This is a genomic window from Rhizobium anhuiense bv. trifolii (assembly GCF_024346605.1).
In the GTDB taxonomy this organism is placed as follows: Bacteria; Pseudomonadota; Alphaproteobacteria; order Rhizobiales; family Rhizobiaceae; genus Rhizobium; species Rhizobium anhuiense.
The window spans coordinates 461,940-485,206 of the sequence record NZ_CP098803.1; the positions used below are offsets into that span (position 1 = coordinate 461,940).

Sequence of the window (23,267 nt, forward strand, 5' to 3'; positions counted from 1 at the left end):
AACTTATTAACCTTCCTTTTCTATCCCGGTAGGGTCGTAATTTGCCAAGCATGAGTGAGTAGCGGACGCATGCGTTTTCCCAGAACCAATTTGACGGACGCCGGGGACTTTTCCAGCGGGATTGAAACTGAGCTTCCGGAGGAAAATCCAGGAGAAAAGCCGGCAGCGCCCATTTGGCAGAGCAATTTTTCCCTCGCGCCGAATGTTCGTTTCACCCGCACGCCGGAAACGCTGATCAGCAAACGGCGCGCGCCGAATGAGCCCGTTCGCGATGATTCGCAGCTTGCTCAGCAGGCGATACGGATAGAGCCGGTTGCCGTCGACGTGCCGTTCGATATCTATCTGCCGGAGCCGGAGGAAATTTCCACGGCACCCGACATGGTCGAACTGCAGCAGGCACCGTTGCCTGATGAGGTCCGCGCGCCTGCCTTCCGCGCCACCGCTGAGCTTTCCTCCATTTCGGATTTCGCCTTCTGGGAAGTCATGGCCTTCGAAGAGGCCGAGCCGGTTCGCGCGCCCCCCGTGATCTCGTTCCCGAAGGCTGAGGCCACGCCCGAATCGATCACTTCGCTGTTCAAGATCATGGAATGGCGCCCCGGCCGGCCGGCTGTCGCTCCCGTGCCCTCCCGCCCGGTCTCGCCGCCCGCTGCGATGTCCGCAAAGGTCGCCGTGCGTCCTCCGGCCGCCCCATCCCTGGAAAAGCCGAGGCGCATTATTGTCGAGGCGCCGGTCGTGCAGGCTCAGATTGCACCCGCACCCCAGGTCACGCCAGCCCCTCAAATTGCATCAGCCCCTCCGGCAGCGCCCGCGCCGCAGCGTACGCCGCCTGTGGCTGCGGTTCTGCCGTCGCCGCGTCTGGCCGTGAGGCCCGAAAGGGTCGACGCATCCGGCTACGAATTCCCGCCGCGCGCCCTGCTGCAGGAACCGCCGGAACGCCTCGGCGAGATCATGTCGCAGGAGACGCTGGAGCAGAATGCCGGGCTCTTGGAAAGCGTGCTGGAAGATTTCGGCATCAAGGGCGAGATCATCCATGTCCGTCCCGGCCCCGTCGTCACCCTCTATGAATTCGAGCCGGCGCCAGGCGTGAAGTCGTCGCGCGTCATCGGACTGGCCGACGATATCGCCCGCTCGATGTCGGCGCTCTCGGCACGTGTCGCCGTCGTCCCCGGACGCAACGTCATCGGCATCGAATTGCCGAATGTGACACGTGAAACCGTTTATTTCCGCGAGATGATCGAAAGCCAGGATTTCGAGAAGAGCGGTTACAAGCTGGCGCTCGGCCTCGGCAAGACGATCGGCGGCGAGCCGGTGATTGCCGAGCTCGCCAAGATGCCGCATCTGCTTGTTGCCGGCACCACCGGCTCGGGCAAGTCGGTCGCCATCAACACGATGATCCTGTCGCTGCTCTATCGCATGACGCCGGAACAGTGCCGCCTGATCATGGTCGACCCGAAGATGCTCGAACTCTCCGTCTATGACGGCATCCCGCATCTGCTGACGCCCGTCGTCACCGATCCGAAGAAGGCGGTGATGGCGCTGAAATGGGCCGTGCGCGAAATGGAGGAGCGCTACCGCAAGATGTCGCGCCTCGGCGTGCGCAATATCGACGGTTACAACGACCGCGTGGCGCAGGCCCGCGAAAAGGGCGAGACCATCCACGTCATGGTCCAGGTCGGCTTCGACAAGGGCACCGGTGCTCCGATCGAGGAAAGCCAGGCGCTGGACCTGACGCCGATGCCCTATATCGTGGTCATCGTCGACGAAATGGCTGACCTGATGATGGTCGCCGGCAAGGACATCGAAGGCGCGATCCAGCGCCTCGCCCAGATGGCCCGCGCCGCCGGCATCCATCTGATCATGGCCACACAGCGCCCGTCGGTCGATGTCATCACCGGCACGATCAAGGCAAACTTCCCGACCCGCATTTCCTTCCAGGTGACCTCGAAGATCGACAGCCGCACCATCCTCGGCGAACAGGGCGCCGAGCAGCTGCTCGGTCAGGGCGATATGCTGCACATGCAGGGCGGCGGGCGCATTTCCCGCGTCCACGGTCCCTTCGTTTCGGATTTGGAGGTCGAAAAGGTCGTCGCCCATCTGAAAACACAGGGGCGCCCCGAATATCTCGACACCGTCACCGCCGACGAGGAGGACGAGACGGAAGAGGAGGAAGCCGGCGCCGTTTTCGACAAGAGCGCCATGGCCTCCGAGGATGGCAACGAACTCTACGAGCAGGCGGTCAAGGTCGTCATGCGCGACAAGAAATGCTCCACCTCCTACATCCAGCGCCGTCTCGGCATCGGTTATAACCGCGCCGCCTCATTGGTGGAACGCATGGAAAAGGAAGGCCTCGTCGGCCCGGCCAACCACGTCGGCAAGCGCGAGATCGTTTCTGGGCGGGGCGACGGGGATTGATCGGCAGGAGCCGCGCCATCGCGGCTCAGCGTGAGGGCGCGGTATTCCAGTGGCCGAACATCACCCCGCGACTGCGGAACGGGCGGCGCGTTTGTGCACGATGGCAAGCAGGCCTCCGAGAAAGATCGTTCCGAGGATGAAGAGAAATGCCGCGGCAACGATGGCCGGGCTGATGTTTTCGCGAATGGACGAGAACATCTGGCGCGCGAGCGTCAACTGGTTTGGGCCGGCGACAAACAGGGTCAGCACGACTTCATCAAGCGAGGTGGCAAAAGCAAGCACCGCGCCCGACAGTACACCCGGCATGGCGAGCGGCAGCGTTATTTTCCAGAAGACCTTTGCGGGAGAAGCGCCCAGGCTCGTCGCCGCCCGTTCGACTCGATAGTCGATGCCGTCAAGCGACGCGGTGATGCTGATCAACACGAAAGGTACGGCGACAACGGTATGCGCTATGATGACGGCCGCAAAGGTGTTCGGAAATCCGAGCTTGGCAAACAGAATTTGAAGCCCGACTCCGAGCACGACCGCCGGAACGACCATCGGCAGAAGGAACATTGTCCGCAGTGTAGAGCCGAAGACAATGCGCCTGCGCAATGCAAGTGAGGCCAGCATGCCGAGCACGGTTGAAAGCAGTGTGGTCCCCGTGCCGATCAGCAAGCTGTTGACGATGGACCGCCGCCAGGCGTCCGCGTTTGCGAGTTCCGCAAACCAGCGGGTCGAAAAAGAAGGGATGGGATAGGACAGGAAACTGCTGGAGGTAAATGCGATCGGAAGGATCGCCAAAAGCGGGGCCAGCAGAAAAATCACCGTTGCCGCACCATACAGAAATTTAAGCAAACGAACTGTCATGTCAGGCACCTGCCGTCTTCGTTGAGAGCCGGCCATAGACGCCGTAGAACACGATGGTCGCGGCGAGCAGCACGATGCCGAGCGCGCCGGCCATCCCCCAATTGGCGGAGCCGGTGGCATAGAAGGCAATCACCGAACTGATCATCTGGTCTTTGGGCCCGCCGATGAGCGCCGGTGTGATGTAGTAACCGAGGGCTGCCATGAAGACGAGCAGTCCGCCGGAAGCGATACCGCGCAATGTCAGAGGCAACAGGATTTGCAGGAAGGCCCGGATCGGCCGCGCGCCGAGAGAGGCTGCCGCCGGCATGAGATTTCGGGGCATTGCGATGAGGACACTGTAGATCGGCAGGACCATGAAGGGCAGCAGAACATGCGTCATGGCGATAATGACACCCGTTCGGTTGAAGAGAAGCGGCAACGGGTCGCTGAAGAGGCCGAGCGACATGAGGAAGGAATTGATAAGTCCCTTGTCCTGCAGGAGGATGTACCAAGCCGCGGTGCGCACCAGCAACGACGTCCATAGCGGCAGGAGCACCGCGACAAGGAGGAGCTGTCGCCGCCAGCCGCTGGAGGCTGCGATCAGCATCGCATATGGCAGGCCGATGAAGCATGTCGCCACGGTCACGACAGCGGCCACAGTGAATGTTCTGAGAAGAATCGCCTGATTGGCCGACTCCCCGGCCGGCATCGCCACGATCGCTCCCGATGCGTCATGCTGAAGATCGACTGCGGCAAGGAGATTGCGATCGGTATAAGGATAGGTCGCCTCGGCAATGGCCCGCCAGAACGAGGGATCGTTCCATCGCGAGTCCACCTCTCCAAGTTTTGTCGGTTCGGCGCTGCCTTCCACGGCGGCGACGGTCTTTCGCATCAGCGTGCGGAAGCCCGGTTGGGCGCTGTTGAGTCTTCGAACCACCTCGCCCAGTTTCTGATCGTCGTCGATCGATTTCAGGTCTTCGACAAGCGCAATCTGCATCTCGTCGGAGGGCTCGGAATTACGGTTCCAGGTGGAGATCGCGGCCGTCGTCCGGGGCAGGTTTTGGCTGACGACCGGATCGGACACCGCCTGCTCAAGCACCGTCAGAAGTGGCCAGATGAAGAAGACACCCAGGAACAGAGTAAGAGGAAGGACAAGCGCGAAGGTGCCGATGCTCTGACGGAACGCGCTCATGCCGCAATCACCCAACAATCGTCCGGCGCGAAATGAGCCACCACATCGGCGCCCGCTGCCCACTCCGCCGATCGCCTGTCGGTCCGGACTATGAAGCGGAAGGCATCGTGGTCAAGCTGCACCCGCAGGTGATCGCCCTGATACACGCTGTCGAGTATTTTCGTCGGCAAGGCATTCGTCGCAGACCCAGTCCCGCGGGCCGCAAGAGAAATCCGCTCAGGACGGACCGAAATATGGACGCGGCTTCCGACGGAGAGGGAGCCGCTGCCCGATACGATCAGATGCCGCCCATCGGCGAGCTCGACCGAGGCCCCGGTTTTTCCCGTCGCCGTCACCGTTCCTTCTATCAGATTGGTTTCGCCGATGAATTCGGCGACGACGCGCGTTTGCGGGCGATCGTAAATATCGCGCGGCGAGCCGATCTGCTCGATGTTCCCATGATTGAAGACTGCAATCCGATCGGACATGGTAAGCGCCTCGGCCTGATCGTGGGTCACGAACACCACGGTCAGCTCCAGCCGCTTGTGCAGTGCGCGGATGTCGAGTTGCATCTGTTCCCGCAACTGTTTGTCAAGCGCCCCCAGCGGCTCGTCCATCAGCACAACGGCCGGCTCGAACACCAGAGCGCGGGCAAGTGCCACACGCTGCTGCTGACCACCGGAAAGCTGGGCCGGCTTTCGGCTGCTCATTGCAGACAGTTGCACCATGTCGAGCGCCCGTTTTACTCGGCCTTCGATCTCGCTGCGTCCGATACCGCGCATCTTCAGCGGAAAGGCGATGTTGTCGGCGACCGACATATGCGGAAAGAGCGCATAGTTCTGGAAGACGACGCCCATTTCGCGCCGATACGGTGGCAGATGGTCGATACGGCGGCCGTCGAGAAAGATGCTGCCACCGGTGGGGTTTTCGAAACCCGCAGCCATCATCAGCAAGGTTGTCTTGCCGGAACCCGACGGTCCGAGAAGGCTGACGAATTCGCCCCTCTCGATGTCGAGCGACAGGTCTTTGACGACCTGAAGCGTGCCAAAGGATTTGGAGACTCTTTCAAAGCGTATGCGCGGCGTAGCCACGGCGGCCCTCCGTTCGGATTGTCTGTTCTCAAGGAGACGAAGTGACGAGGATAGGCGGAAGCCCCCATGGATCCTCGGCAGGAGCGATCCGTGGGGGCGATATCGTGCCGCTACTGTGCCAGCCAGGCGTCAAATCTTTTGGTCAGCGCTTCCGAATTGTCGATCCAGAAGTCCGTATCAAGGCTGACGGCTCCCTGCATGTTGGCCGGGGTCGTCGGCAGGTCGGCCAGTTGATCGGGCGGCAGGGTCTTGCCGGCTTCGGTGTTCGTGAGGCCGTAGGCGATATATTGCGGCAGCTTTGCCTGATTTTCCGACTTGCTAGCGAAGGCAACAAAGTCAAAGGCCGCATCCTTGTTTTCAGCGCCCTTCAGGACGACCCAACTGTCGACGGCATAGATGCTGCCCGGCCAGACAACCTTGAACTTCCTGCCTTCCGAGCGGTTGATGCCGGTGATGCGGCCGTTGTAGGCGCTGGTCATGGCAACCTCGCCGGAGGCAAGCAGTTGCAGTGGCTGGGCGCCCGAGGTCCACCAGACCAGGCTCGGCTTCAATGCGTCGAGCTTGGCAAAGGCACGGTCGATGCCTTCCGGCGTCGCCAGGACCTCGTAAACCTTATCGGCCGGCACGCCATCGGCCATCAGCGCGGATTCGAGCGTGTATTTCGGCCCCTTGCGCAGGGCGCGCTTGCCGGGGAATTTCTTCACGTCCCAGAAGTCGGCCCAGGATTCCGGGCCGTTGGCAATCTTTGCGCCGTCATAGGCGATCGCAGTCGACCAGACGATGGAGCCGACGCCGCAATCGCTTACGGCGGAAGGGAGGAATGCATCCTTGCCGCCGAGCTTGCTCCAGTCCACCTTTTCAAAAAGACCGTCGGCACAGCCGAGCGCAAGCTCATCCGCCTCGACCTCCACCGCATCCCAGGAAGGATTGCCAGCCTTGACCTTCGCCTGAAGGACACCGATGCCGCCATCCCAGGCCTCATCGAGCAGAGGCTTGCCGGTATCCTCGGCGAAGGGTTGGAAAAAAATCTTTCGTTGAGCATCCTGAAAGTTGCCGCCCCAGGAAGCTATGGTGAGGTCCCTGGCCACGCTCGGCCCCGTAGCAACCGCCAGTGACAGCAATCCCAGAGCTGCAATCGTCGACGTGTTCTTGAGTTTCATTCGCTTTCCCCTGTTTGTTGAGCATCTGCCCGATGCTTGGTTGACAACCACGATCTTCGGGATCGGGGGCGATCGCCGGCCGCGTCCGTGGGGTAGGCAAGGCCGGCTTCAGCGGGCTTGCCGTGTGTCATCTCCAACAGGCGGACGGTTTTGCTGCGAACAATGCTGGCGTATGTCCCAAGGGGCGGAAAGGCGCTTTTTGTTGCCCCCGGTGGACACGTCGATGCACCACTCCCAACCGGTGTTTCCGGCCAGGCGTCGCACCAGCCGGCAAATTCGACACGACTCGCCTATGAAAAGGTCGGATTTGGCAATTGCCAATCGATAGGTTAGTGGTGCACCATATGCACCACCGTGCACCACTCTTCGTTACACCCAAGTTCCGAAGCCTATGGCATATGGATGTGTACACGGCATTCCGATTTTGGTTTTCCTTTGGGGGACGGGATTGCGCAGAGGGAAATCGTTAGCAGATGAACCGGAAGGTGCTCGGAAACGCGGACGTTTACCGCCGTTATCCATGGTGCGCGCCTTCGAGGCGGTCAGCCGGCTGGGCTCAATGCGCAGGGCCGCGGACGATCTCAATCTCAGCCATACCGTCATATCCCGCCACGTCCGTAACCTCGAAGCCTGGCTTGGCACGCGGCTTGTCGATGCCGGACCGCGCGGCATCAGGCTGACGGCGGAAGGCAGGGTTTTTGCCGAGACCGTGGGAACGGCTTTCGACCTCATTGCCAAATCGACGGCGGAATTGCGCCCAGCAGTCAACCGCACTGTCTTGCGCATCTGGTGCGTGCCCGGCCTCGCAACGCGTTGGCTGACACCGCGCTTCAATCAGCTCCAGCTTGCGTTGCCCGGGATCGATTTCGTGATGCGCGCGACCGATCTCGAACCGGATTTCACGCGCTATGAGGCCGATGTCGACATCCGCTACTCGGAGGAGCCAAGAGGGAATGTCCGCTGGATCCTGCTGGAAAGGCCTCGCATGTTTCCGGTCACAAGCCCCGAATGGATCAGCAGGAATGCGCCAATACGCACCCTCGACGATCTGGTGCGCCAACCGTTGATCCACGAGGAAAGCCGCGATCAATGGCGGCAATGGTTTCGCAAGGCTGGCTTCGAGCATGAAGTAATTTTGAATGGTCCACGGCTGTGGTCGGCCAATCTGACGGTCGATGCGGCTGTCGCAGGCCAAGGAATAGCCCTTGCCACACGTTTGATCGCTGCCGACGACCTGCGTGCCGGGCGGCTCGTCGAATTGCTCGGAACGGATGTCCGGCTTGGAGGCTATTACTTCGTCGGATCACGAGAGCGCTGGAATGAGGTGACATTGGCGCGTTTCCGCGCATGGATGCAACAGTCAATCGGTGAAACCATGGGCGGTCACGCCTCTGATGAAACCAGCCGGCCGGGGTGAAAGAGCAATCCAGCAAAAGTGTGCAGCGATTTTGCCAGGCAAAGCGTGAAACGCTTTTGCCGGGAATTGCGTGAAAACAAAAGAGATAGAGCAATTCCGTGATTCGAAGAAAAAACGGAATCGCTCCAGGAGAGGGCCGGACACGCTTTGAAGATAGGGGCGCAGCCCAATTTCACAGCCTCAAGCTTGCCAATCGCAGCGTCTCGCGAACAAATTTGGTCTTTCCGCCGGTGTAAAGGCCCCAATCGCCGTCTGCCTCCGCGGCCAGCCTACGTTTCAGATCGGCATAGGCTTTGGCTCGCTCCGGGTGATCCCTGAGATAATCGCGATACAGAACGCGCTCGCGATGCGCGCGATTATCGGGCCCGCAAAGATAGAGCTTGAAGCCATAACCTTCACAATCGCGCGTGAAGGCCCATCGTTGTTCACCGGTATCGCCGTGGAAGACGAAATCCGCAGCGCGCACGGCCTCGATCGCCACCGGCAGGACGTCGTCGGATATGGCGACGGCATCGAGGTCGATCTTCGGCTTGGCCGCCAGGCCGGGCACGGACGTACTGCCGATATGATCGGTGGAAAGCACGAGGTCGCCGAGCAGGATGGACACCTCGGCGCTGATTTCGGCAAAGAGCCGCGGCCAGGAAGGATCGTAGTCGACCACTCTGATGGCGCGCATGCCCTGCCTCTCCCGTCAGTGCGTCTCCGCCAGCAATCCCTCGAGGATCGCGATCATCTTCTGCTTGGCCTCTTCGAGCGAGCCGCTATTGTCGAGTTCCGTCACGTCATATTCGCCGCGCACCGTCAGCGGTCCGCGGGCGAGCCGGGCCATGATATCCTCATGCGTCTCGCGTCCGCGCGCCTCCAGCCGGCCGACGAGCACTTCGGGGCGGGCGGTGACGTTGATGACCTTCAGCCGCGGGAAGGCGGCCTGGAAACGGTGAAGCGCCGAGCGCGAGCCGTTGGCGACGACGACATGGCCTCTGGACAGCGCCACCGAAACCTCGGCGGGAATTCCATATTTCAGGCCGTGCGCCTCCCACCAGACGGCAAAGGAGCCTGATTGCTCCATGGCGGCGAAGCCTTCGAGGGAGATGGACAGATGATCCTCGCCGCCGGCGTCACGGTGACGGGTGATGACGCGGCGGGTGAAATGAACGTCGGTGCGGCCGGTGAAATGCCGGGCGGCAAGGTTCATCAGGGTATCCTTGCCGGCGCCGCTCGGCCCGACGACGACGACCATGATGCCGCGCTCGGCTCCGGCTCCGGGATGGGGTTCGTGCGGCATCATGCGACACGGCGTCCTTGGCGCCAGACGGAGCGTGTCACCGGCACGCCATGCGCGCGGTGGACGCGGACGAGATCGGCGCGCAGTCCCGTCGCGATCCGGCCGCGATCGTCAAGGCTGACGGTGCGGGCAGGCGTCGACGTCACCATGGCGATCGCCTTCGGGAGCGTGATGCTCTCCACCTCGTCGGCGAGAATGAAGGGTGCATGCAGCAGGCTGAGCGGCACGTAATCGGAGGAAAGCACGTCGAGTACGCCCATTTCGGCAAGGTCGCGGGCAGCGATGTTGCCGGAGTGGGATTTGCCGCGCACGATGTTCGGCGCCCCCATCAGCACGCTCATGCCATGTCCGTGCGATGCCCGGGCGGCATCGAAGCTGGTCGGGAATTCGGCCAGGCGCACGCCGTTGTCGATCGCCTCGTCGACATGGGAGAGTGTGGCGTCGTCATGGCTTGCCACGGTGATGCCGCGCTCGGCGCAGACCTTGGCGATGGCGTTGCGGTGCGGCGTCGAATTGCGGGCCGATTCCGCCTGGCGCTTGGCGACGAAACGGGCGAAGGCCTCGTCGCTCAGGCCGCGCTTCTTCTGGTAGTAGAAGATATATTGGTCCATCGTCTGGAACTGACGCTGGCCGGGCGCATGATCCATCAGCGAAACGAGCCGCACATGCCGGTCGTTTTCGAAATCGGCGAAATGTTCGAGCACATTGTCGGCCGAGACCTCGCAGCGCAGGTGGAGCAGGTGCTCGGCGCGCAGCCTGCCCTCCTTCTCCGCCGACTGGATGGCATCGGCCATCTCACGCATCTCGCCATGTTCGAAGCCGCCGTCCTCATCCGCACCCATGCGCAGGCAGTCGAACACCGTGGTGATGCCCGAGGTGACGATCTGGGCGTCGTGCGCCTGGACTGCGGCGGTCTTGTTCCAGCGTATGCCGGGACGCGGCTGATAATGGCCTTCGAGATGATCGGTGTGCAGCTCGACGAGGCCGGGAATGACGTAGTCGCCTTCGAAATCTTCGCCGGCTACCGAGCTGCCCTCGGAGATATCGGCGATCTTGCCGTCGCGAATGAGGATCGATCCTGAGAGGATGTCATCCTCGAGAACGATGCGGGCATTGGAAAACACGGTCTCTTTGCTCATCTCGTCAGGTCTTTCAGCGTTTGGCGCCGGCAAGCGGCAGCCAGGAATGAACTTTGAACGGGGCACCGCGCGTCTCCTCGGTGAAGACGGCAAGGCCGGAAATTGGAAGCGGACGGCCGGTGAAATCGGCAAAACGCTCGGTCAGAATCGCTTTCATCACCGCGGCGCGCGCTTCGGGCACCTGGCCGGTCAGCGTCATGTGAAAGCCGAAATCCTCCATGACGTAGGGATAACCCCAGCGCTGCAGATGGGCGCGCTGGCTGTCGCTGAGCTTATCCGGGTTGCGCCGCGCCATATCGGCCTCGGAAAGCGCGGCACGGAACGGTTCGAACGACCTTACCACCTTCGCGGCGAAATCCTGAAGAGGTTGATGAAGAGAACCGGGAACGAGGGCAAAAAAACGGCCGAGCTGGCCGAGCACGAGTTCCGGAATCTCGAAGGCTGGCGTGCGCTGGGCAAAATCCTCGGCAACCCCCAGGAGATCCTTCTCGGTGACGGAGGCAGCGAGCGAAAACGGCGCCTTGATCGTGGCGTGAAAGCCGTAGCGGCGCGGGTCGGCGGTCAGCTCGAACTGATCTGCCGCACCCAGTTGCTCATAGGCCGGTGCCGGATAGGTCTCGCCGGTGAAAGCGTCGCGGCCGAGCCAGAGCGAGGCCGCGCCGGTCAGGGGATGATCCTTCGGCGGCGAGAAATAGAGAGCGTAGCGCAAGGCTTTTATCCTGGGGATCGTCGAAACGAGGGAGCGCAATGTGCAGTGATTTGGCGGCGAACCGCAAGCAGGCTCCGGCTAAAAGATTTCCGTGACAGAATGATGATGGCGGCAGCGCCGCCGCCGCCTTTGATGGGTGGATCAGTGGGTTTTTGTGCCCATCAGCCGGTGGCGCAGCGCGTTCGAGGCCGTGTCGAAAAGGAAGACGACGATCAGGATCAGGATGACCATATAGGCGACATTTTCCCAGTTGGCGTTGGTGCGCATGGCCTCCCAGAGTTTGAGGCCGATGCCGCCGGCGCCGACAGCGCCGATGATGGTCGCGCCGCGCACGTTTGATTCCCACTGGTAGAGCGTCTGGCTGACGATGACCGGAACGATCTGCGGCATAATGCCGTAACGATGAACGAGCACCGTCTGAGCGCCGGTCGATTTGATGCCCTCCCGCGGCTTGTTGTCGATATTCTCCAATCCTTCGGAATAGAGCTTGCCGAGCGTGCCGGTCTCGGTGAGGAAGATCGCGCCGCTGCCGGCAAGCGGGCCGGGGCCGAAGGCGCGCGTCAGGAACAGCGCCCAGATCAGCATGTCGACCGAGCGCAGGAAATCGAAGAAGCGCTTCAGGATCTGGTTCAGCAGCCGGTTCGGCGTGATGTTGCGCGCTGCCAGGAAGGCGAGCGGAAAGGCGGTAAGCGAGCCGAGCAGCGTTCCGAGGAACGCCATGACGATTGTCTGGAAAAGCTTGGTCCAGACGTCGCCGTGCTGCCATTCGCTGTTGTTCCAGATATCGTCGAAGGCGAGCGACAGGTTGGACTGGTCGAGCTTGATGCGCGGACCGGAGACGATGAGGCTGACGACTTCGCTGACCGGCTTGTCGAAGAAGGAGGATTGCGTGTCGAAGATGAAATTCGCCCAGCCGATGAAACGCTTGCGGATCTTCACCCGGTCGACGGATATGCTGACATTGCCGGCAAAGCCGAGATCGGCCAGCACGTTGTCGTCATAGACCGTCATCCAGCCGGGCACCGGTCCGACGACTTTCGGCGCACCGCTGGAAAGCTCAATCGGGACGCTGACGCCATGCGCGGTGACGATCGTCTCGCTCTTCGAGACAGTGACGCTGCGGCTGGTGCCGCTGATCGAAACGCTGATGCTGCCGTCGGGATTGTTGACCAGCCAATCCGGATGCGGATTGTCGCCGAGCGGCGAGAAACGCGGATAACGCACCTCGATCGAGCCGTCGTCCTGAATGCGGAGTTCCGGCTGGACGTCGTAGCTCACCCATTGGCTGAGATAGATGCCGACGCGCTCCCAATGCGCTTCGGCAAAGAGCTTGGACAGGTCGAAGAACCAGGCGGCGTAGAGGCCGTAGAGCAGCGTCGCCATAAGGATCATCAGCCCACCGAAACGCTGGCGGAACGAGCGATGGAAATATTCCGGATAGCGCGTCTCTATCTCGTGCATGCGGTTTGCGTCGATCACCGTCATGGCGGCCTCAATGTTGCAGGAGGAAGGCGTGCTCGCCGACAAGGCGGCGGCGCAGCCAGGCGGAGAACTGGTCGACGGCGACGATCGTCACGAACAGCAGGAGGACGAGCGCCATCGTCTTGGCGCCGAATCCCCGCGAGATCGAAAGCTTCAGCTCCTCGCCGATGCCGCCGCCGCCGACGGCGCCGATGATGGTCGAGGCGCGCACGTTGATCTCGAGGCGTAAGAGCGCGTAGGAGGTGAAATTCGGCAGCACCTGCGGCAGGGCGGCGAAGCGTACGCGCTCCCACCAGTTGGCGCCGACGGCTTTCATGCCCTCATCGGGCTTCATGTCGATATTCTCGGCCACTTCGTAGAAAAGTTTGCCGAGTGCGCCGACCGTGTGCAGGCTGATGGCAATGATGGCGGCGACCGGTCCGATCGACAGGATCGCCGAAAACAGCCCGGCAATGACGATCTCGGGGAAGGCGCGCAGGAACTCCATCAGCCGCTTGGAGAAGATGCGCAGCGGCCATGAATTCGTCAGGTTGCGGGCAGCAAAGAAGCTCAAGGGAACGGCGAAGACGAAACCGATGATCGTCGACATCAGCGCCACGTTGATGGTGACGATCATCAGTTCGAAATATTCGGGAATGTAGAAGGCGCCCCAGACGTAGACGCGGCCCTTGTCGAAATTGAATTCCTCGCCGCCCTTGTCGTTGACGCTCGCAATGTCGAACAATGCCCGCCAGACATCATGCCAATCCTTGGGGATGAGCCAGCTCAGGAAGTCGAAGAGATGCGGCAGGCGGTCGAAGAAATGGCCGGCGTTGCTCTCGTCAGCGAAACGGACGGAGCTGACGAAAGCCGCAATCAGAATGACCAGGCCGAGGATGGTGTAGAAGCGCCGTTTGGCGACCATGCGGTCCCAGGCGGTGCCGATGTCCTTGGTGCTCTGCATCTGCGGCTGTGTGTCGGCAATGGTCATCAAGGCCTCGTCCGGTTACAAGGGCGGCCGTTCCCGGCCGCCCGCATTCAAGGATCCGATCAGCCGCCGATGGCAGCTTTGCGGACTTCAACGACAGCGTTGTAGAAGTCGTGCTTGACGGGCGAGTAGCCCTGGTAGTCGCCGCCTTCGACGGCGGTAAAGCACTTGTGATCCTTGGCCGGCAGAGCCGTGAAGAAGGCTGCAAGCTTCGTCTGCCACTCCTGACCGAGAGCGTTGCGAACGACGAGCGGGCCGTTCGGGATCAGCGGCGAACGCCAGACTTCGACCAGCTTGTTCGGATCGACGGCGCCCTTGTCGACTTCCTTGCGGAAGGTGCCGGAGGTGTAGCCGTCCTTGAAATCGCCGATGCCCGACGAGTCGTCGACGGCGATGTCGACCTTGCCGTCATAGGCAGCAAGCAGGTTGTTCTCATGGCCGCCGTTGAACTGGGTCGAGGCGAAGAACTTGTCGTTCGGCATGCCGGTGTCCTTCGGGATCTGCGTCAGCGGAACGAGGTAGCCCGAGGTGGAATCCGGATCGGCATAGCCGAGCTTCTTGCCCTTGGCGTCCTTGATGGACTTGATGCCGGAGGACTTCAGGGCGAGGCCGATCGAGTAGTAGCCCGTCGAGCCGTCCTTCTGCTGCGTCGTCAGGATCGGCGTGACAGCCTTCGGATCCTTGATGTAGACGGCGGCATAGCCGGAGGCGCCGAGTTCGGCGAAGTCGAGCGTGCCGCCGAGCAGGCCCTGGATCACGCCGTCATAATCAGCAGCCGGGAAAAGCGAAACCTTCTCGAAGCCGAATTCCTGCTTCAGGTGGTCGGCAAGGCAGGCATAATTGCGCAGGCGGTCGGTTTCGTTTTCGCCGCCGAGGATGCCGATGCGGAATTCCTTGAGGTCGACAGCATGGGCAGCGCCGGCGAGCGCGAAGAGCGCCGTTGCTGCAAAGAGTGCTTTCTTCAACATATGTCTCTCCTATTGACCGGTGTCCCCGGTCTTCCCGTTACGAAGAAGTGTGCCCTTGACGCGGGCGCTCGATCGCGGCCGCCTCTCTCAGAGACCGGCCAGCGCCAGCGGTTGGGTGCCGGCGGATTGATTGTCTGCCCGCTCGGGGGCGATATTGATGGATGTCGAGGTCACCGTTTCGTCGATGCCGGCGCCGTCCTTGTCCGTCCCGTAGATTTCCTTCACCGCCTCGGCGGTGAGCTCCGAGGGCTTGCCGTCGAAGACGACGCGGCCGCCGGCCATGCCGACGATGCGCTCACAATAGCTGCGGGCGGTATCGAGCGTGTGGAGATTGGTGATGACGGTGATGCCTTCGCGCTCGTTGATATCGCGCAGCGCATCCATGACGATCTTGGCGTTCAGCGGATCGAGCGAGGCGATCGGCTCGTCGGCGAGAACCATCTTCGGGTTCTGCATCAGCGCCCGGGCGATTGCCACGCGCTGCTGCTGGCCGCCGGAAAGCGTGCCGGCTGCCTGCAGCGCCGTCTGCTCGATGCCGAGGCGTTCGAGCGCGGCGATGGCATGCACACGTTCCTCACGGGTGAAGATGTTGAGCAGGCTCATCAGCGTCGAGCGGTGGTTGAGGCGGCCGAGCATGACATTGGTCAGAACGTCGAGGCGCGGCACTAGGTTGAACTGCTGGAAGATCATCGCGCAGTCGCGCTGCCAGTTGCGCAGCGCCCGGCCGCGAAGCCCGGAGACCGCGACGCCGGCGAAATGAATGGTGCCGGAGCTCGGCTCCTGAAGGCGGTTGATCATGCGCAGCAGCGTCGACTTGCCGGCGCCGGAGCGGCCGATGATGCCGACCATCTGGCCCTGGGGAATGGCGAGCGTGACGGAATCGACGGCGAGCTTTTTTCCGAAACGACGTGTGACATTCTTCAGCTCGAACATCATGCTCTTCCCTTGCGATCCAGGCCTTGGTCAGCATCGCATTAGTCCCGCTTGATGAACCTCGCGTGTCACATTTGTGTAAGTCCTGTCACAATTCTCCGCCCCTATATCGGGGGTTTAGCCGCCGTAGCGGGACAGGAAATCTTCCGCGCTCAGGTTGCGAAAATCGGCTAGCGCCAGACGCAGCCGATCGTGCTCCCAGTCCCACCAGGCAAGGCTGTCCATCCGTTCGCCGACCTCTTTCGGAAAGCGTTCGCGGATGAGCTTGGCCGGCACGCCGCCGACGATCGTGTAGGGCGCAACATCCTTCGACACGACGGCGCCGGCCCCGATCACCGCACCGTTGCCGACGGTCACACCCGGCAGGATGGTCGCACCGTGGCCGATCCAGACGTCGTGGCCGATCGTCACCCGGTTTGCACGGCGCCAGGCGAAGAAGTCGGTCTCCATGTCGCCGTCCGGCCAGTAGTCGGCGGCGCGATAGGTGAAATGATGCAGCGTCGCCCGCCAGGTCGGATGTTTGGTGGCGTTGATGCGCACGGCGGCGGCGATATTGACGAACTTGCCGATCGTCGCGCACCAGACGGAGCCGTCCTGCATGATGTAGGAATAATCGCCGAACGTAGCCTCGCTGATGCGGCACCGTTCGGAGACCTCCGTATACCGCCCGAAGGTGGAATCGCTGATGGATGCCGTCTCATGAAAGTAGGGTTCGATACCAAGCTTGCGGCTCATGCGGCGATCTTTCTCGGTGAGAACTGCTGGACGTCGAGGATCCGGTCGGCGACCGCTTCGCGCACTTCCTCGTCGTGGAAGATGCCGAGAAGGGCGACACCCGCCTTCTTCTTTTCCGCGATCATGCCAACGACGACGGCACGGTTCCTGGCATCGAGCGAGGCTGTCGGTTCGTCGAGAAGCAGGATCGTGTGTTCGGTGATGAAGCCGCGGGCGATGTTGACGCGCTGCTGCTCGCCGCCGGAGAAGGTGGCGGGCGGAAGCTGCCAGAGGGCTTCCGGCAGGTTGAGCCTGGCCAGCAGAGCGCCGGCCTTTTCCCGTGCCGTGCCGGCGTCCTCGCCGCGCGCCACCAGCGGCTCGGCAACCACGTCGATCGCCGCGACGCGCGGCACGGTGCGCAGGAACTGGCTGACATAGCCGAGCGTATGGCGCCGCACCTTGAGCACGGTGCGCGGATCGGTGGCGGCGAGATCGACGATGCGGCCGTCGTGGCGGATGAGAATCTGGCCGGTGTCGACGGCATAATTGCCGTAGATCATCTTGAGCAGCGAGCTCTTGCCGATACCCGACGGGCCGCCGAGCACGACGCATTCGCCAGACGCGACCGAGAAGGCGACATCGGAGACGACCGGCAGCCTGATGCCGTCGCGCAGATGCATGGTGAAGCTCTTCGAGACTTCGGAAACGACGAGGGGCGTTGCCATGATTTCTTCTTCCTTGGTTTCGGAGCTCAGACCTGCAGGATCGAGGAGACGAGCAGCTGCGTATAGGGTTCGCGCGGATCGTCGAGCACGCGGTCGGTGAGTCCGTGCTCGATGACGTAGCCGTCCTTCATCACCATCATCCGGTGCGACAACAGGCGGGCGACGGCGAGATCATGGGTGACGATGATGGCCGAGAGACCGAGATCGTTGACGAGGCCGCGCACGAGATCGAGCAGGCGCGCCTGCACCGAGACGTCGAGGCCGCCCGTGGGTTCATCCATGAAGACGAGGCGGGGGCCGGTGACGAGGTTGCGGGCGATCTGCAGTCGCTGGCGCATGCCGCCGGAAAAAGCGCGTGGCTGGTCGTCGATGCGATCGGCGTCGATCTCGACGCGCTCGAGCCAGTCGATCGCCGAGGCGCGGATCTTGCCATAGTGGCGGTCGCCGATCGCCATCAGCCGCTCGCCGACATTGGCGCCGGCCGAGACCGTCATGCGCAGGCCGTCGGCCGGATTCTGGTGCACGAAGCCCCAGTCGGACCGCATCAGGAAGCGCCGCTCGGCCTCGTTCATCCGGTAGAGATCACGGTAGCTGCCGTCGCGCATGTGATACTCGACGCTGCCGGTGCTCGGCAGCAGCCGGGTGGAGAGGCAGTTGAGCAGCGTCGTCTTGCCGGAGCCGGACTCGCCGACGATGGCGAGCACTTCGCCGGGCCAGAGCTCGAAGGAGACGTCGCGGCAGCCGATGCGGTTGCCGTAGAATTTCGAAACGTCATGGACTTTGAGAAGCGGAATATCGCTCATTCTGCAGCCTCCCGGGCCAGCATCTCGCCGGCATGTCCCTGCGCCCGGCGGTCTTCGCAATGATCGGTGTCGGAGCAGACGAACATGCGCCCGCCCTTGTCGTCGAGAACCACTTCGTCGAGATAGACATCCTCGGCGCCGCAAAGGGCGCAGGGCTTGTCGAAGCGCTGGATATCGAAGGGATAATCCTCGAAATCCAGGCTGACGACGTCGGTATAGGGCGGAACCGCATAGATGCGCTTCTCGCGCCCGGCGCCGAAGAGCTGCAGCGCATCCGACATGTGCATCTTCGGATTGTCGAATTTCGGCGTCGGCGAGGGATCCATGACATAGCGGCCGTGGACCTTCACCGGATAGGCGTAGGTCCGTGAGATCCGGCCATTATGGGCGATGTCCTCATAGAGTTTCACATGCATGAGCCCGTATTCTTCGAGCGCGTGCATCTTGCGGGTTTCGGTCTCGCGCGGTTCGAGGAAACGCAGCGGCTCGGGGATCGGCACCTGGTAGACCAGCACCTGCCCGGCAGCGAGCTTTTCTTCCGGAATGCGGTGGCGCGTCTGGATGATCGTCGCATCCTTGGTATGGGTCGTCACCGCGACATTGGCGACCTTCTGGAAGAAGGCGCGGATGGACACGGCGTTGGTCGTGTCGTCGGCACCCTGGTCGATGACCTTCAGCACGTCATCCGGTCCGATGATCGAGGCCGTCACCTGCACGCCGCCGGTGCCCCAGCCATAGGGCATCGGCATTTCGCGCGAGGCGAAGGGCACCTGATAGCCGGGAATGGCGATCGCCTTCAGGATGGCGCGGCGGATCATCCGCTTGGTCTGTTCGTCGAGATAGGCGAAGTTGTAGCTAGCCAGATCGCTCATTCGGCGGCTTCCTTCATGTCTTCGCCGCCGTTGCGGGCGGCTTCGAATTCGCGGCGCATGCGGCGGACGAGATCGAGTTCAGCCTGGAAGTCCACATAATGCGGAAGCTTCAGATGCTCGACGAAGCCCGTCGCCTGGACGTTGTCGGAATGCGAAATGACGAATTCCTCGTCTTGGGCCGGCGCGGTGATATCCTCGCCGAGCTCTTCGGCGCGCAGCGCCCGGTCGACCAGCGACATCGCCATCGCCTTGCGTTCGCTCTGGCCGAAGACCAGGCCGTAGCCGCGGGTGAATTGCGGCGGCGCCTTAGCCGAACCCTTGAACTGGTTGACCATCTGGCATTCGGTGACCTGGATTACGCCAAGCGAGACGGCGAAACCGAGTTCCGGCACGTCGAATTCCACCTCGACATCGCCGATGCGGATTTCGCCGGTGAAGGGGTGGTTGCGGCCATAGCCGCGCTGGGTGGAATAACCGAGCGCCAGCAGGAAGCCCTCGTCGCCGCGGGCAAGCGCCTGCAGGCGCAGATCGCGGGTCATCGGGAATTCCATCGGCTCGCGAGTCAGGTCGCCGATCTCGTGATCTTCAGGCATGTCGCCGTCGGCCTCGATCAGGCCCTCCTCGCCGAGGATTTCGGAGACGCGCATGACGCGGCCGGTCTCGGCTGGGCGCAGCGCGGGCTCTTCGATCGCCTCGTCCGAAAGCAGCGAGGGATCGAGCAGGCGGTGGGTATAGTCGAAGGTAGGTCCTAGAAGCTGGCCGCCCGGCAGATCCTTGTAGGTCGCCGATATGCGGCGCTCGATCGTCATATCAGCCGTGTCGAGCGGCTCGGAATAGCCAAAACGCGGCAGCGTCGTACGGTAGGCGCGCAGCAGGAAGATCGCTTCGATCATATCGCCGCGCGATTGGCGCACGGCGAGCGCTGCGAGCGTGCGGTCGAAAAGCGAGGCCTCGGCCATGACGCGGTCGACGGCGAGCGCCAGTTGCGCCACGATCTGGTCGATGCCGATCGCCGGCAGCGAACGGTCGCCGCGGCGGCGGTCGGCGAGCAGCCGGTGGGCATTGGCGATGGCGGCCTCACCACCCTTGACGGCAACATACATGAGCTCAGATCTCCGTTGCTGTGATCTTGGTGGTGCGCGGCAGGCAGAGGAAACGTTTGCCCGCCGTCAGCACGATGTCGATGCCGCGCGGAAAGAGCGCGCGGTTCTCGGTCCAGAGCCGCAGGAAGGTCTCCGGCAGACCAACGGGGGCGATCTCCGTCATGCTCTGAATGCCCGGACCCATCAGCGCCAGCCTGCGGCCGCCTTCGAGTTCGGCGAGCTCGATGACGACGGTCGTCGAGCGGTCGGGATATTCCTGCGTGCCGGAGGCAAACAGGCCGAAGGAGGATAGGGCGATGCCGGCCTCGGTGAAGGCAAAGCGCGCCTCGGCCTTTTCGGTGGTCAACGGCGCGCCGGCGTGGAAGCCAAGCCATTCCGGCACGGCGGATTTCGCCAGTCCCTGCGAAAGCCAGACCGGCGTGTCGTGGTCGCAAAGCGTCAGCGCGATCGCGCCGGCGGCGATGCCGAGTGGCGTCGGCGGCGCGGCATCGGGCTGAACGGTCTGGATCGCGCCGGGGCGGGCCATGCCGTCCATCAGCATCTTGAAGACGCTCTGGGCGTGGAAGACCGGCTCGGCAAAGCCGCCGGTGAGAGCTTCTGTCTTCAAACCCATCAGTTGTCTCCCCGCACCATGGTGAAGAAATCGACGCGGGTGGCCGCCGTCTCGTCCGCCTTGCGGCGTTCGGCATCGGCGATCCGCTCAGTGATCGGCAAAAGCAGCGCCTGTTCGACGAAATCCTTGGTCGCGTCTTCCTGCCAGAGCGCGTCGAAGATCGCCGCCAACCGGGCCTTTTTACGGTCGGTGCCGAGCGCCTGGGCATGGCCGACCGCGCCGGAATCGAGCCGGACCGTGGCCCGCGTCACCGTCACCTCGCCAAGATTGAAGGGAGCGCCGCCGCCGCCGATGCGTCCGCGCACCATCACCAGCCCGGTCTCAGGTCCGCGCACCTGATGTGCTACGGGCTTTTCCGGCAATGCGTCCCAGACCGCCTGAAGTTCGCTGCGTTCCGCCCGCGCCAGCAGATCGGCGGCGCGTTTGCGCCCGGATGCCGTCTGTGACGCAGCGTCGTTTCTGTCCGCTGAGATCATCGCCGCTTCCCTTCAAATGTCTATTGATATAGACAACCATACAAGATACAATTACGCTTAAATCGATGTCGTGACAAGCGTGTGACATCGTGAGTGTAAATGGCGGGGCGGAATGGCGGGATTGAAGCAGGTGCAAAGACAGACCGGCGTGGCGCTCTGGCGTCAGATCGCCGATCGGATTCGCGAGGCGATCAGCAGCGGAGCCTATGATGAAACGGGTATGGTGCCGCCGGAAACTGTCCTGGCGCTGCAATTCGGCGTCAACCGGCATACGGTGCGCAGCGCGCTTGCCGCACTGGCGCAGGAAGGAATCGTGCGTGCGGTACAAGGCCGCGGCACGCTGATCGAGCGCAAGGAGCGTCTGAATTTCCCGATCACCAAGCGCACGCGCTTCAGCGCCGGTATCGGCGACCAGGCGCGTGAGATGCGCGGCCTTCTGCTTGATGAGGCGAGGGAAGAAGCGAGTGCCGAGATCGCCCGTTGGCTGCACCTGAAACCGGGAGACCAGGTGATCCGCCTGGAAACCTTGCGTCAGGCGGACAAGCGGCCGGTTTCAAGGGCAACGAGCTGGTTTCCCGCCGAGCGCTTCGCCGGTATCGGTGCGGCCTATCGGAGGGGGGAATCGATCACCAAGGCTTTCGCCGAACTCGGCCTGTCGGATTATGTCCGCGCGACCACCGAAGTGACGGCCGCGCATGCAGGTGCCGCCGACATGGCCGACCTCGAACTCACCCCCGGCGCGATCCTGCTGATCACCAAGGCGATGAATACCGATCTTGAGGGTGTCCCGGTGCAATATTCGATCAGCCGCTTTGCGGCCGACCGGGTGCAGTTCACGATCGAGAACTGAGGCCGGAAATTGAGGAAAGGCGTGCCGACCTGTTTCGGCGGCACGCCGTACCGAATTCAGTGTGCGCCGGACATGTCGCCGAGCACTTCCTTGGAGGCGACGGTGGAATCCGCCTTCAGCGTGTAGACTATCGGAACGCCGGTCGCGAGGTTGAGCGCGAGCACGCCTTCTTTGCTCAGCTTATCGAGCACCATGACAAGCGAACGCAGCGAATTGCCGTGTGCGGCGACCAGCACCTTTTCGCCCCTGAGCACGCGCGGCAGGATTTCTGTGAGGTAATAGGGCCAGACGCGGGCGCCGGTGTCGCGCAGGCTTTCGCCGCCGGGCGGCGGCACGTCATAGGAACGGCGCCAGATATGCACCTGTTCCTCGCCCCATTTGGCGCGGGCATCGTCCTTGTTGAGGCCGGAGAGATCGCCATAGTCGCGCTCGTTCAGCGCCTGGTCGCGGATCGTCTGGAGATCGGGCTGGCCGACCTTGTCGAGGATGAGCTTCAGCGTGTGCTGCGCGCGCACCAGCGCCGAGGTGTAGGCGATGTCGAATTTGATCCCGTATTCGGCGAGCGCTTCACCGCCTGTTTTGGCTTCCTGGATGCCGAGCTCGGTCAGATCGGGATCCTTCCAGCCGGTGAAGAGATTCTTCAGGTTCCAGTCACTCTGGCCATGGCGAACGAGGACGAGGGTACCGCTCATGAATATGCCTCCGTAGTATCGTTATGAGGAAGAAAGCCCGAGCACGTCGAGCATGGAATAGAGACCCGGCTTCTTGTCGCGCGCCCAAAGCGCTGCCTTGATGGCGCCGCGCGCGAAAATCGACCGGTCGGCCGCACTGTGCGACAAGGTGACGATTTCGCCTTCGCCGGCAAAAAGCACGGAATGCTCGCCGATGACGGAGCCGCCGCGCAGCGTCGCAAAGCCGATCGTGCCTACCTCGCGGGCACCGGTATGGCCGTCGCGCACCCGGACCGATTTCGAGGCGAGATCGATGCCGCGCCCCTTGGCCGCCGCCTCACCGAAGAGAAGGGCGGTGCCTGAGGGCGCATCCACCTTGTGCTTGTGGTGCATTTCCAGGATCTCAATATCCCAGTCGGCCGGGTCGAGCGCCCGCGCTGCCTGCTCTGCGAGCACGCTGAGCAGATTGACCCCGAGGCTCATATTGCCCGATTTGACGATGCGGGCATGGCGAGCGGCTGCGGCGATCCTGGTATTGTCGTCGGCTGAACAGCCCGTCGTGCCGATGACATGAACGATGCGCGCCTGTGCGGCGAGGCCCGAGAATTCCACTGTTGCGGCAGGCGAGGTGAAGTCGAGCACGCCTTCGGCATCGAGAAAGGCATTGAGCGGATCGTCGCCGATGATGACGCCTGTCGGGCCGAGACCGGCGATCTCGCCGGCATCCTTGCCGACGAAGGGCGAGCCGACGCGCTCGACTGCGGCGTGCAGCCTCACGCCCTCGATCGAATGGATGAGCCGGATCAGCGTCTGGCCCATGCGCCCTGCTGCGCCAACCACCACCAGTTTCATCGCAGCATCGTTCATCTCAGTCTCAC

General features: G+C 62.6%; 24 protein-coding genes. 3 read left to right on the forward strand and 21 right to left on the reverse strand.

Translation table 11 applies throughout. The features are described 5' to 3' along the window. The first annotated feature begins 69 nt into the window (after positions 1-69). Positions 70-2,412: a DNA translocase FtsK gene (locus NE851_RS10790; RefSeq protein WP_132573911.1), complete on the forward strand. Its 2,343-nt coding sequence runs from the start codon at positions 70-72 to the stop codon at positions 2,410-2,412. A 60-nt stretch (positions 2,413-2,472) separates the two neighbouring features. Here NE851_RS10790 and NE851_RS10795 read toward each other — a convergent pair whose 3' ends face one another. From NE851_RS10795 to NE851_RS10810, 4 genes are all read right to left on the reverse strand, one after another. Continuing rightward, entirely contained in the window at positions 2,473-3,261 is a 789-nt protein-coding gene (locus NE851_RS10795; protein WP_028758150.1) for an ABC transporter permease, read from the reverse strand. 1 nt (position 3,262) lies between these two features. After that, entirely contained in the window at positions 3,263-4,432 is a 1,170-nt protein-coding gene (locus NE851_RS10800) for an ABC transporter permease (RefSeq protein ID WP_028758151.1), read from the reverse strand. Next, positions 4,429-5,502 carry an ABC transporter ATP-binding protein gene (locus tag NE851_RS10805; RefSeq protein WP_028758152.1) on the reverse strand — a complete coding sequence of 358 codons (1,074 nt, stop codon included), beginning with the start codon at positions 5,500-5,502 and terminating at the stop codon, positions 4,429-4,431. The genes NE851_RS10800 and NE851_RS10805 overlap by 4 nt, the downstream gene beginning before the upstream one ends. Positions 5,503-5,612: 110 nt before the next feature. Further along, positions 5,613-6,662 (reverse strand): ABC transporter substrate-binding protein, encoded by a 1,050-nt coding sequence (locus NE851_RS10810; protein ID WP_254960285.1) that lies wholly within the window; start codon positions 6,660-6,662, stop codon positions 5,613-5,615. 559 nt (positions 6,663-7,221) lie between these two features. On the opposite strand from NE851_RS10810, the gene NE851_RS10815 reads away from it, so the two are divergent. Then, positions 7,222-8,079 carry a LysR substrate-binding domain-containing protein gene (locus NE851_RS10815; RefSeq protein WP_246714019.1) on the forward strand — a complete coding sequence of 286 codons (858 nt, stop codon included), beginning with the start codon at positions 7,222-7,224 and terminating at the stop codon, positions 8,077-8,079. Between the two features lie 172 nt (positions 8,080-8,251). Here NE851_RS10815 and NE851_RS10820 read toward each other — a convergent pair whose 3' ends face one another. The 15 genes from NE851_RS10820 to phnG form a co-directional block, all read right to left on the reverse strand. After that, positions 8,252-8,755 carry a GrpB family protein gene (locus tag NE851_RS10820; protein WP_047617402.1) on the reverse strand — a complete coding sequence of 168 codons (504 nt, stop codon included), beginning with the start codon at positions 8,753-8,755 and terminating at the stop codon, positions 8,252-8,254. 15 nt (positions 8,756-8,770) lie between these two features. Then, positions 8,771-9,364, reverse strand: coding sequence for a phosphonate metabolism protein/1,5-bisphosphokinase (PRPP-forming) PhnN (gene phnN, locus NE851_RS10825; RefSeq protein ID WP_174824512.1), 594 nt, complete (start codon positions 9,362-9,364; stop codon positions 8,771-8,773). Beyond that, entirely contained in the window at positions 9,364-10,503 is a 1,140-nt protein-coding gene (locus tag NE851_RS10830) for an alpha-D-ribose 1-methylphosphonate 5-triphosphate diphosphatase (RefSeq protein ID WP_028756293.1), read from the reverse strand. Before NE851_RS10830 ends, phnN begins: the two co-directional genes overlap by 1 nt. A 13-nt stretch (positions 10,504-10,516) precedes the next feature. Continuing rightward, entirely contained in the window at positions 10,517-11,212 is a 696-nt protein-coding gene (locus NE851_RS10835; RefSeq protein ID WP_254960289.1) for a DUF1045 domain-containing protein, read from the reverse strand. A 141-nt stretch (positions 11,213-11,353) separates the two neighbouring features. Further along, positions 11,354-12,697, reverse strand: a complete 1,344-nt coding sequence (gene phnE, locus NE851_RS10840) for a phosphonate ABC transporter, permease protein PhnE (RefSeq protein WP_254960291.1) — start codon at positions 12,695-12,697, stop codon at positions 11,354-11,356. A 7-nt stretch (positions 12,698-12,704) separates the two neighbouring features. Then, positions 12,705-13,664: a phosphonate ABC transporter, permease protein PhnE gene (phnE, locus tag NE851_RS10845; RefSeq protein WP_254960293.1), complete on the reverse strand. Its 960-nt coding sequence runs from the start codon at positions 13,662-13,664 to the stop codon at positions 12,705-12,707. 59 nt (positions 13,665-13,723) lie between these two features. Next, a complete protein-coding gene (gene phnD, locus NE851_RS10850) occupies positions 13,724-14,629 on the reverse strand; it encodes a phosphonate ABC transporter substrate-binding protein (RefSeq protein WP_028756932.1) in 906 nt (301 codons plus the stop codon). Positions 14,630-14,716: 87 nt separating this feature from the next. Next, complete coding sequence (phnC, locus tag NE851_RS10855) at positions 14,717-15,562, reverse strand: phosphonate ABC transporter ATP-binding protein (RefSeq protein WP_049813432.1); 846 nt, start codon at positions 15,560-15,562, stop codon at positions 14,717-14,719. 117 nt (positions 15,563-15,679) lie between these two features. Beyond that, the gene (locus NE851_RS10860) at positions 15,680-16,297 is read right to left on the reverse strand and encodes a DapH/DapD/GlmU-related protein (protein ID WP_254960296.1); all 618 of its coding nucleotides are present in this window, start codon (positions 16,295-16,297) and stop codon (positions 15,680-15,682) included. After that, positions 16,294-17,001 (reverse strand): phosphonate C-P lyase system protein PhnL, encoded by a 708-nt coding sequence (gene phnL, locus NE851_RS10865; protein ID WP_028756930.1) that lies wholly within the window; start codon positions 16,999-17,001, stop codon positions 16,294-16,296. Before phnL ends, NE851_RS10860 begins: the two co-directional genes overlap by 4 nt. A 26-nt stretch (positions 17,002-17,027) precedes the next feature. Further along, the gene (gene phnK / locus NE851_RS10870; RefSeq protein WP_254960299.1) at positions 17,028-17,804 is read right to left on the reverse strand and encodes a phosphonate C-P lyase system protein PhnK; all 777 of its coding nucleotides are present in this window, start codon (positions 17,802-17,804) and stop codon (positions 17,028-17,030) included. After that, positions 17,801-18,676 carry an alpha-D-ribose 1-methylphosphonate 5-phosphate C-P-lyase PhnJ gene (locus NE851_RS10875; RefSeq protein ID WP_028758164.1) on the reverse strand — a complete coding sequence of 292 codons (876 nt, stop codon included), beginning with the start codon at positions 18,674-18,676 and terminating at the stop codon, positions 17,801-17,803. The genes phnK and NE851_RS10875 overlap by 4 nt, the downstream gene beginning before the upstream one ends. Then, on the reverse strand, positions 18,673-19,779 hold the full coding sequence (locus NE851_RS10880; protein ID WP_063473518.1) for a carbon-phosphorus lyase complex subunit: 1,107 nt from the start codon (positions 19,777-19,779) through the stop codon (positions 18,673-18,675). Before NE851_RS10880 ends, NE851_RS10875 begins: the two co-directional genes overlap by 4 nt. Positions 19,780-19,783: 4 nt before the next feature. After that, a complete protein-coding gene (gene phnH, locus NE851_RS10885; protein WP_047617419.1) occupies positions 19,784-20,392 on the reverse strand; it encodes a phosphonate C-P lyase system protein PhnH in 609 nt (202 codons plus the stop codon). Then, positions 20,392-20,868: a phosphonate C-P lyase system protein PhnG gene (gene phnG, locus NE851_RS10890; RefSeq protein ID WP_063473517.1), complete on the reverse strand. Its 477-nt coding sequence runs from the start codon at positions 20,866-20,868 to the stop codon at positions 20,392-20,394. Before phnG ends, phnH begins: the two co-directional genes overlap by 1 nt. A 112-nt stretch (positions 20,869-20,980) precedes the next feature. Here phnG and phnF point away from each other — a divergent pair, with 112 nt between their 5' ends. Next, positions 20,981-21,718 (forward strand): phosphonate metabolism transcriptional regulator PhnF, encoded by a 738-nt coding sequence (phnF, locus tag NE851_RS10895; RefSeq protein ID WP_097544469.1) that lies wholly within the window; start codon positions 20,981-20,983, stop codon positions 21,716-21,718. A 56-nt stretch (positions 21,719-21,774) separates the two neighbouring features. Here phnF and NE851_RS10900 read toward each other — a convergent pair whose 3' ends face one another. Both NE851_RS10900 and dapB read right to left on the reverse strand, forming a co-directional pair. Then, the gene (locus tag NE851_RS10900; protein WP_063473516.1) at positions 21,775-22,410 is read right to left on the reverse strand and encodes a 2,3-bisphosphoglycerate-dependent phosphoglycerate mutase; all 636 of its coding nucleotides are present in this window, start codon (positions 22,408-22,410) and stop codon (positions 21,775-21,777) included. 21 nt (positions 22,411-22,431) lie between these two features. Further along, positions 22,432-23,256 (reverse strand): 4-hydroxy-tetrahydrodipicolinate reductase, encoded by an 825-nt coding sequence (gene dapB, locus NE851_RS10905; RefSeq protein ID WP_097544468.1) that lies wholly within the window; start codon positions 23,254-23,256, stop codon positions 22,432-22,434. Between the last annotated feature and the right edge of the window lie 11 nt (positions 23,257-23,267).

Excerpts from the sequence above, each read along its gene's own strand:
- NE851_RS10790 (WP_132573911.1), top strand. The coding sequence starts at position 70 with ATGCGTTTTCCCAGAACCAATTTGACGGACGCCGGGGACTTTTCCAGC.
- NE851_RS10795 (WP_028758150.1), bottom strand. The coding sequence starts at position 3,261 with ATGACAGTTCGTTTGCTTAAATTTCTGTATGGTGCGGCAACGGTGATT.
- NE851_RS10800 (WP_028758151.1), bottom strand. The coding sequence starts at position 4,432 with ATGAGCGCGTTCCGTCAGAGCATCGGCACCTTCGCGCTTGTCCTTCCT.
- NE851_RS10810 (WP_254960285.1), bottom strand. The coding sequence starts at position 6,662 with ATGAAACTCAAGAACACGTCGACGATTGCAGCTCTGGGATTGCTGTCA.
- NE851_RS10815 (WP_246714019.1), top strand. The coding sequence starts at position 7,222 with ATGCGCAGGGCCGCGGACGATCTCAATCTCAGCCATACCGTCATATCC.
- NE851_RS10820 (WP_047617402.1), bottom strand. The coding sequence starts at position 8,755 with ATGCGCGCCATCAGAGTGGTCGACTACGATCCTTCCTGGCCGCGGCTC.
- phnN (WP_174824512.1), bottom strand. The coding sequence starts at position 9,364 with ATGCCGCACGAACCCCATCCCGGAGCCGGAGCCGAGCGCGGCATCATG.
- NE851_RS10830 (WP_028756293.1), bottom strand. The coding sequence starts at position 10,503 with ATGAGCAAAGAGACCGTGTTTTCCAATGCCCGCATCGTTCTCGAGGAT.
- phnE (WP_254960291.1), bottom strand. The coding sequence starts at position 12,697 with ATGACGGTGATCGACGCAAACCGCATGCACGAGATAGAGACGCGCTAT.
- phnE (WP_254960293.1), bottom strand. The coding sequence starts at position 13,664 with ATGACCATTGCCGACACACAGCCGCAGATGCAGAGCACCAAGGACATC.
- phnD (WP_028756932.1), bottom strand. The coding sequence starts at position 14,629 with ATGTTGAAGAAAGCACTCTTTGCAGCAACGGCGCTCTTCGCGCTCGCC.
- phnC (WP_049813432.1), bottom strand. The coding sequence starts at position 15,562 with ATGTTCGAGCTGAAGAATGTCACACGTCGTTTCGGAAAAAAGCTCGCC.
- NE851_RS10860 (WP_254960296.1), bottom strand. The coding sequence starts at position 16,297 with ATGAGCCGCAAGCTTGGTATCGAACCCTACTTTCATGAGACGGCATCC.
- phnL (WP_028756930.1), bottom strand. The coding sequence starts at position 17,001 with ATGGCAACGCCCCTCGTCGTTTCCGAAGTCTCGAAGAGCTTCACCATG.
- phnK (WP_254960299.1), bottom strand. The coding sequence starts at position 17,804 with ATGAGCGATATTCCGCTTCTCAAAGTCCATGACGTTTCGAAATTCTAC.
- NE851_RS10875 (WP_028758164.1), bottom strand. The coding sequence starts at position 18,676 with ATGAGCGATCTGGCTAGCTACAACTTCGCCTATCTCGACGAACAGACC.
- NE851_RS10880 (WP_063473518.1), bottom strand. The coding sequence starts at position 19,779 with ATGTATGTTGCCGTCAAGGGTGGTGAGGCCGCCATCGCCAATGCCCAC.
- phnH (WP_047617419.1), bottom strand. The coding sequence starts at position 20,392 with ATGGGTTTGAAGACAGAAGCTCTCACCGGCGGCTTTGCCGAGCCGGTC.
- phnG (WP_063473517.1), bottom strand. The coding sequence starts at position 20,868 with ATGATCTCAGCGGACAGAAACGACGCTGCGTCACAGACGGCATCCGGG.
- phnF (WP_097544469.1), top strand. The coding sequence starts at position 20,981 with ATGGCGGGATTGAAGCAGGTGCAAAGACAGACCGGCGTGGCGCTCTGG.
- NE851_RS10900 (WP_063473516.1), bottom strand. The coding sequence starts at position 22,410 with ATGAGCGGTACCCTCGTCCTCGTTCGCCATGGCCAGAGTGACTGGAAC.
- dapB (WP_097544468.1), bottom strand. The coding sequence starts at position 23,256 with ATGAACGATGCTGCGATGAAACTGGTGGTGGTTGGCGCAGCAGGGCGC.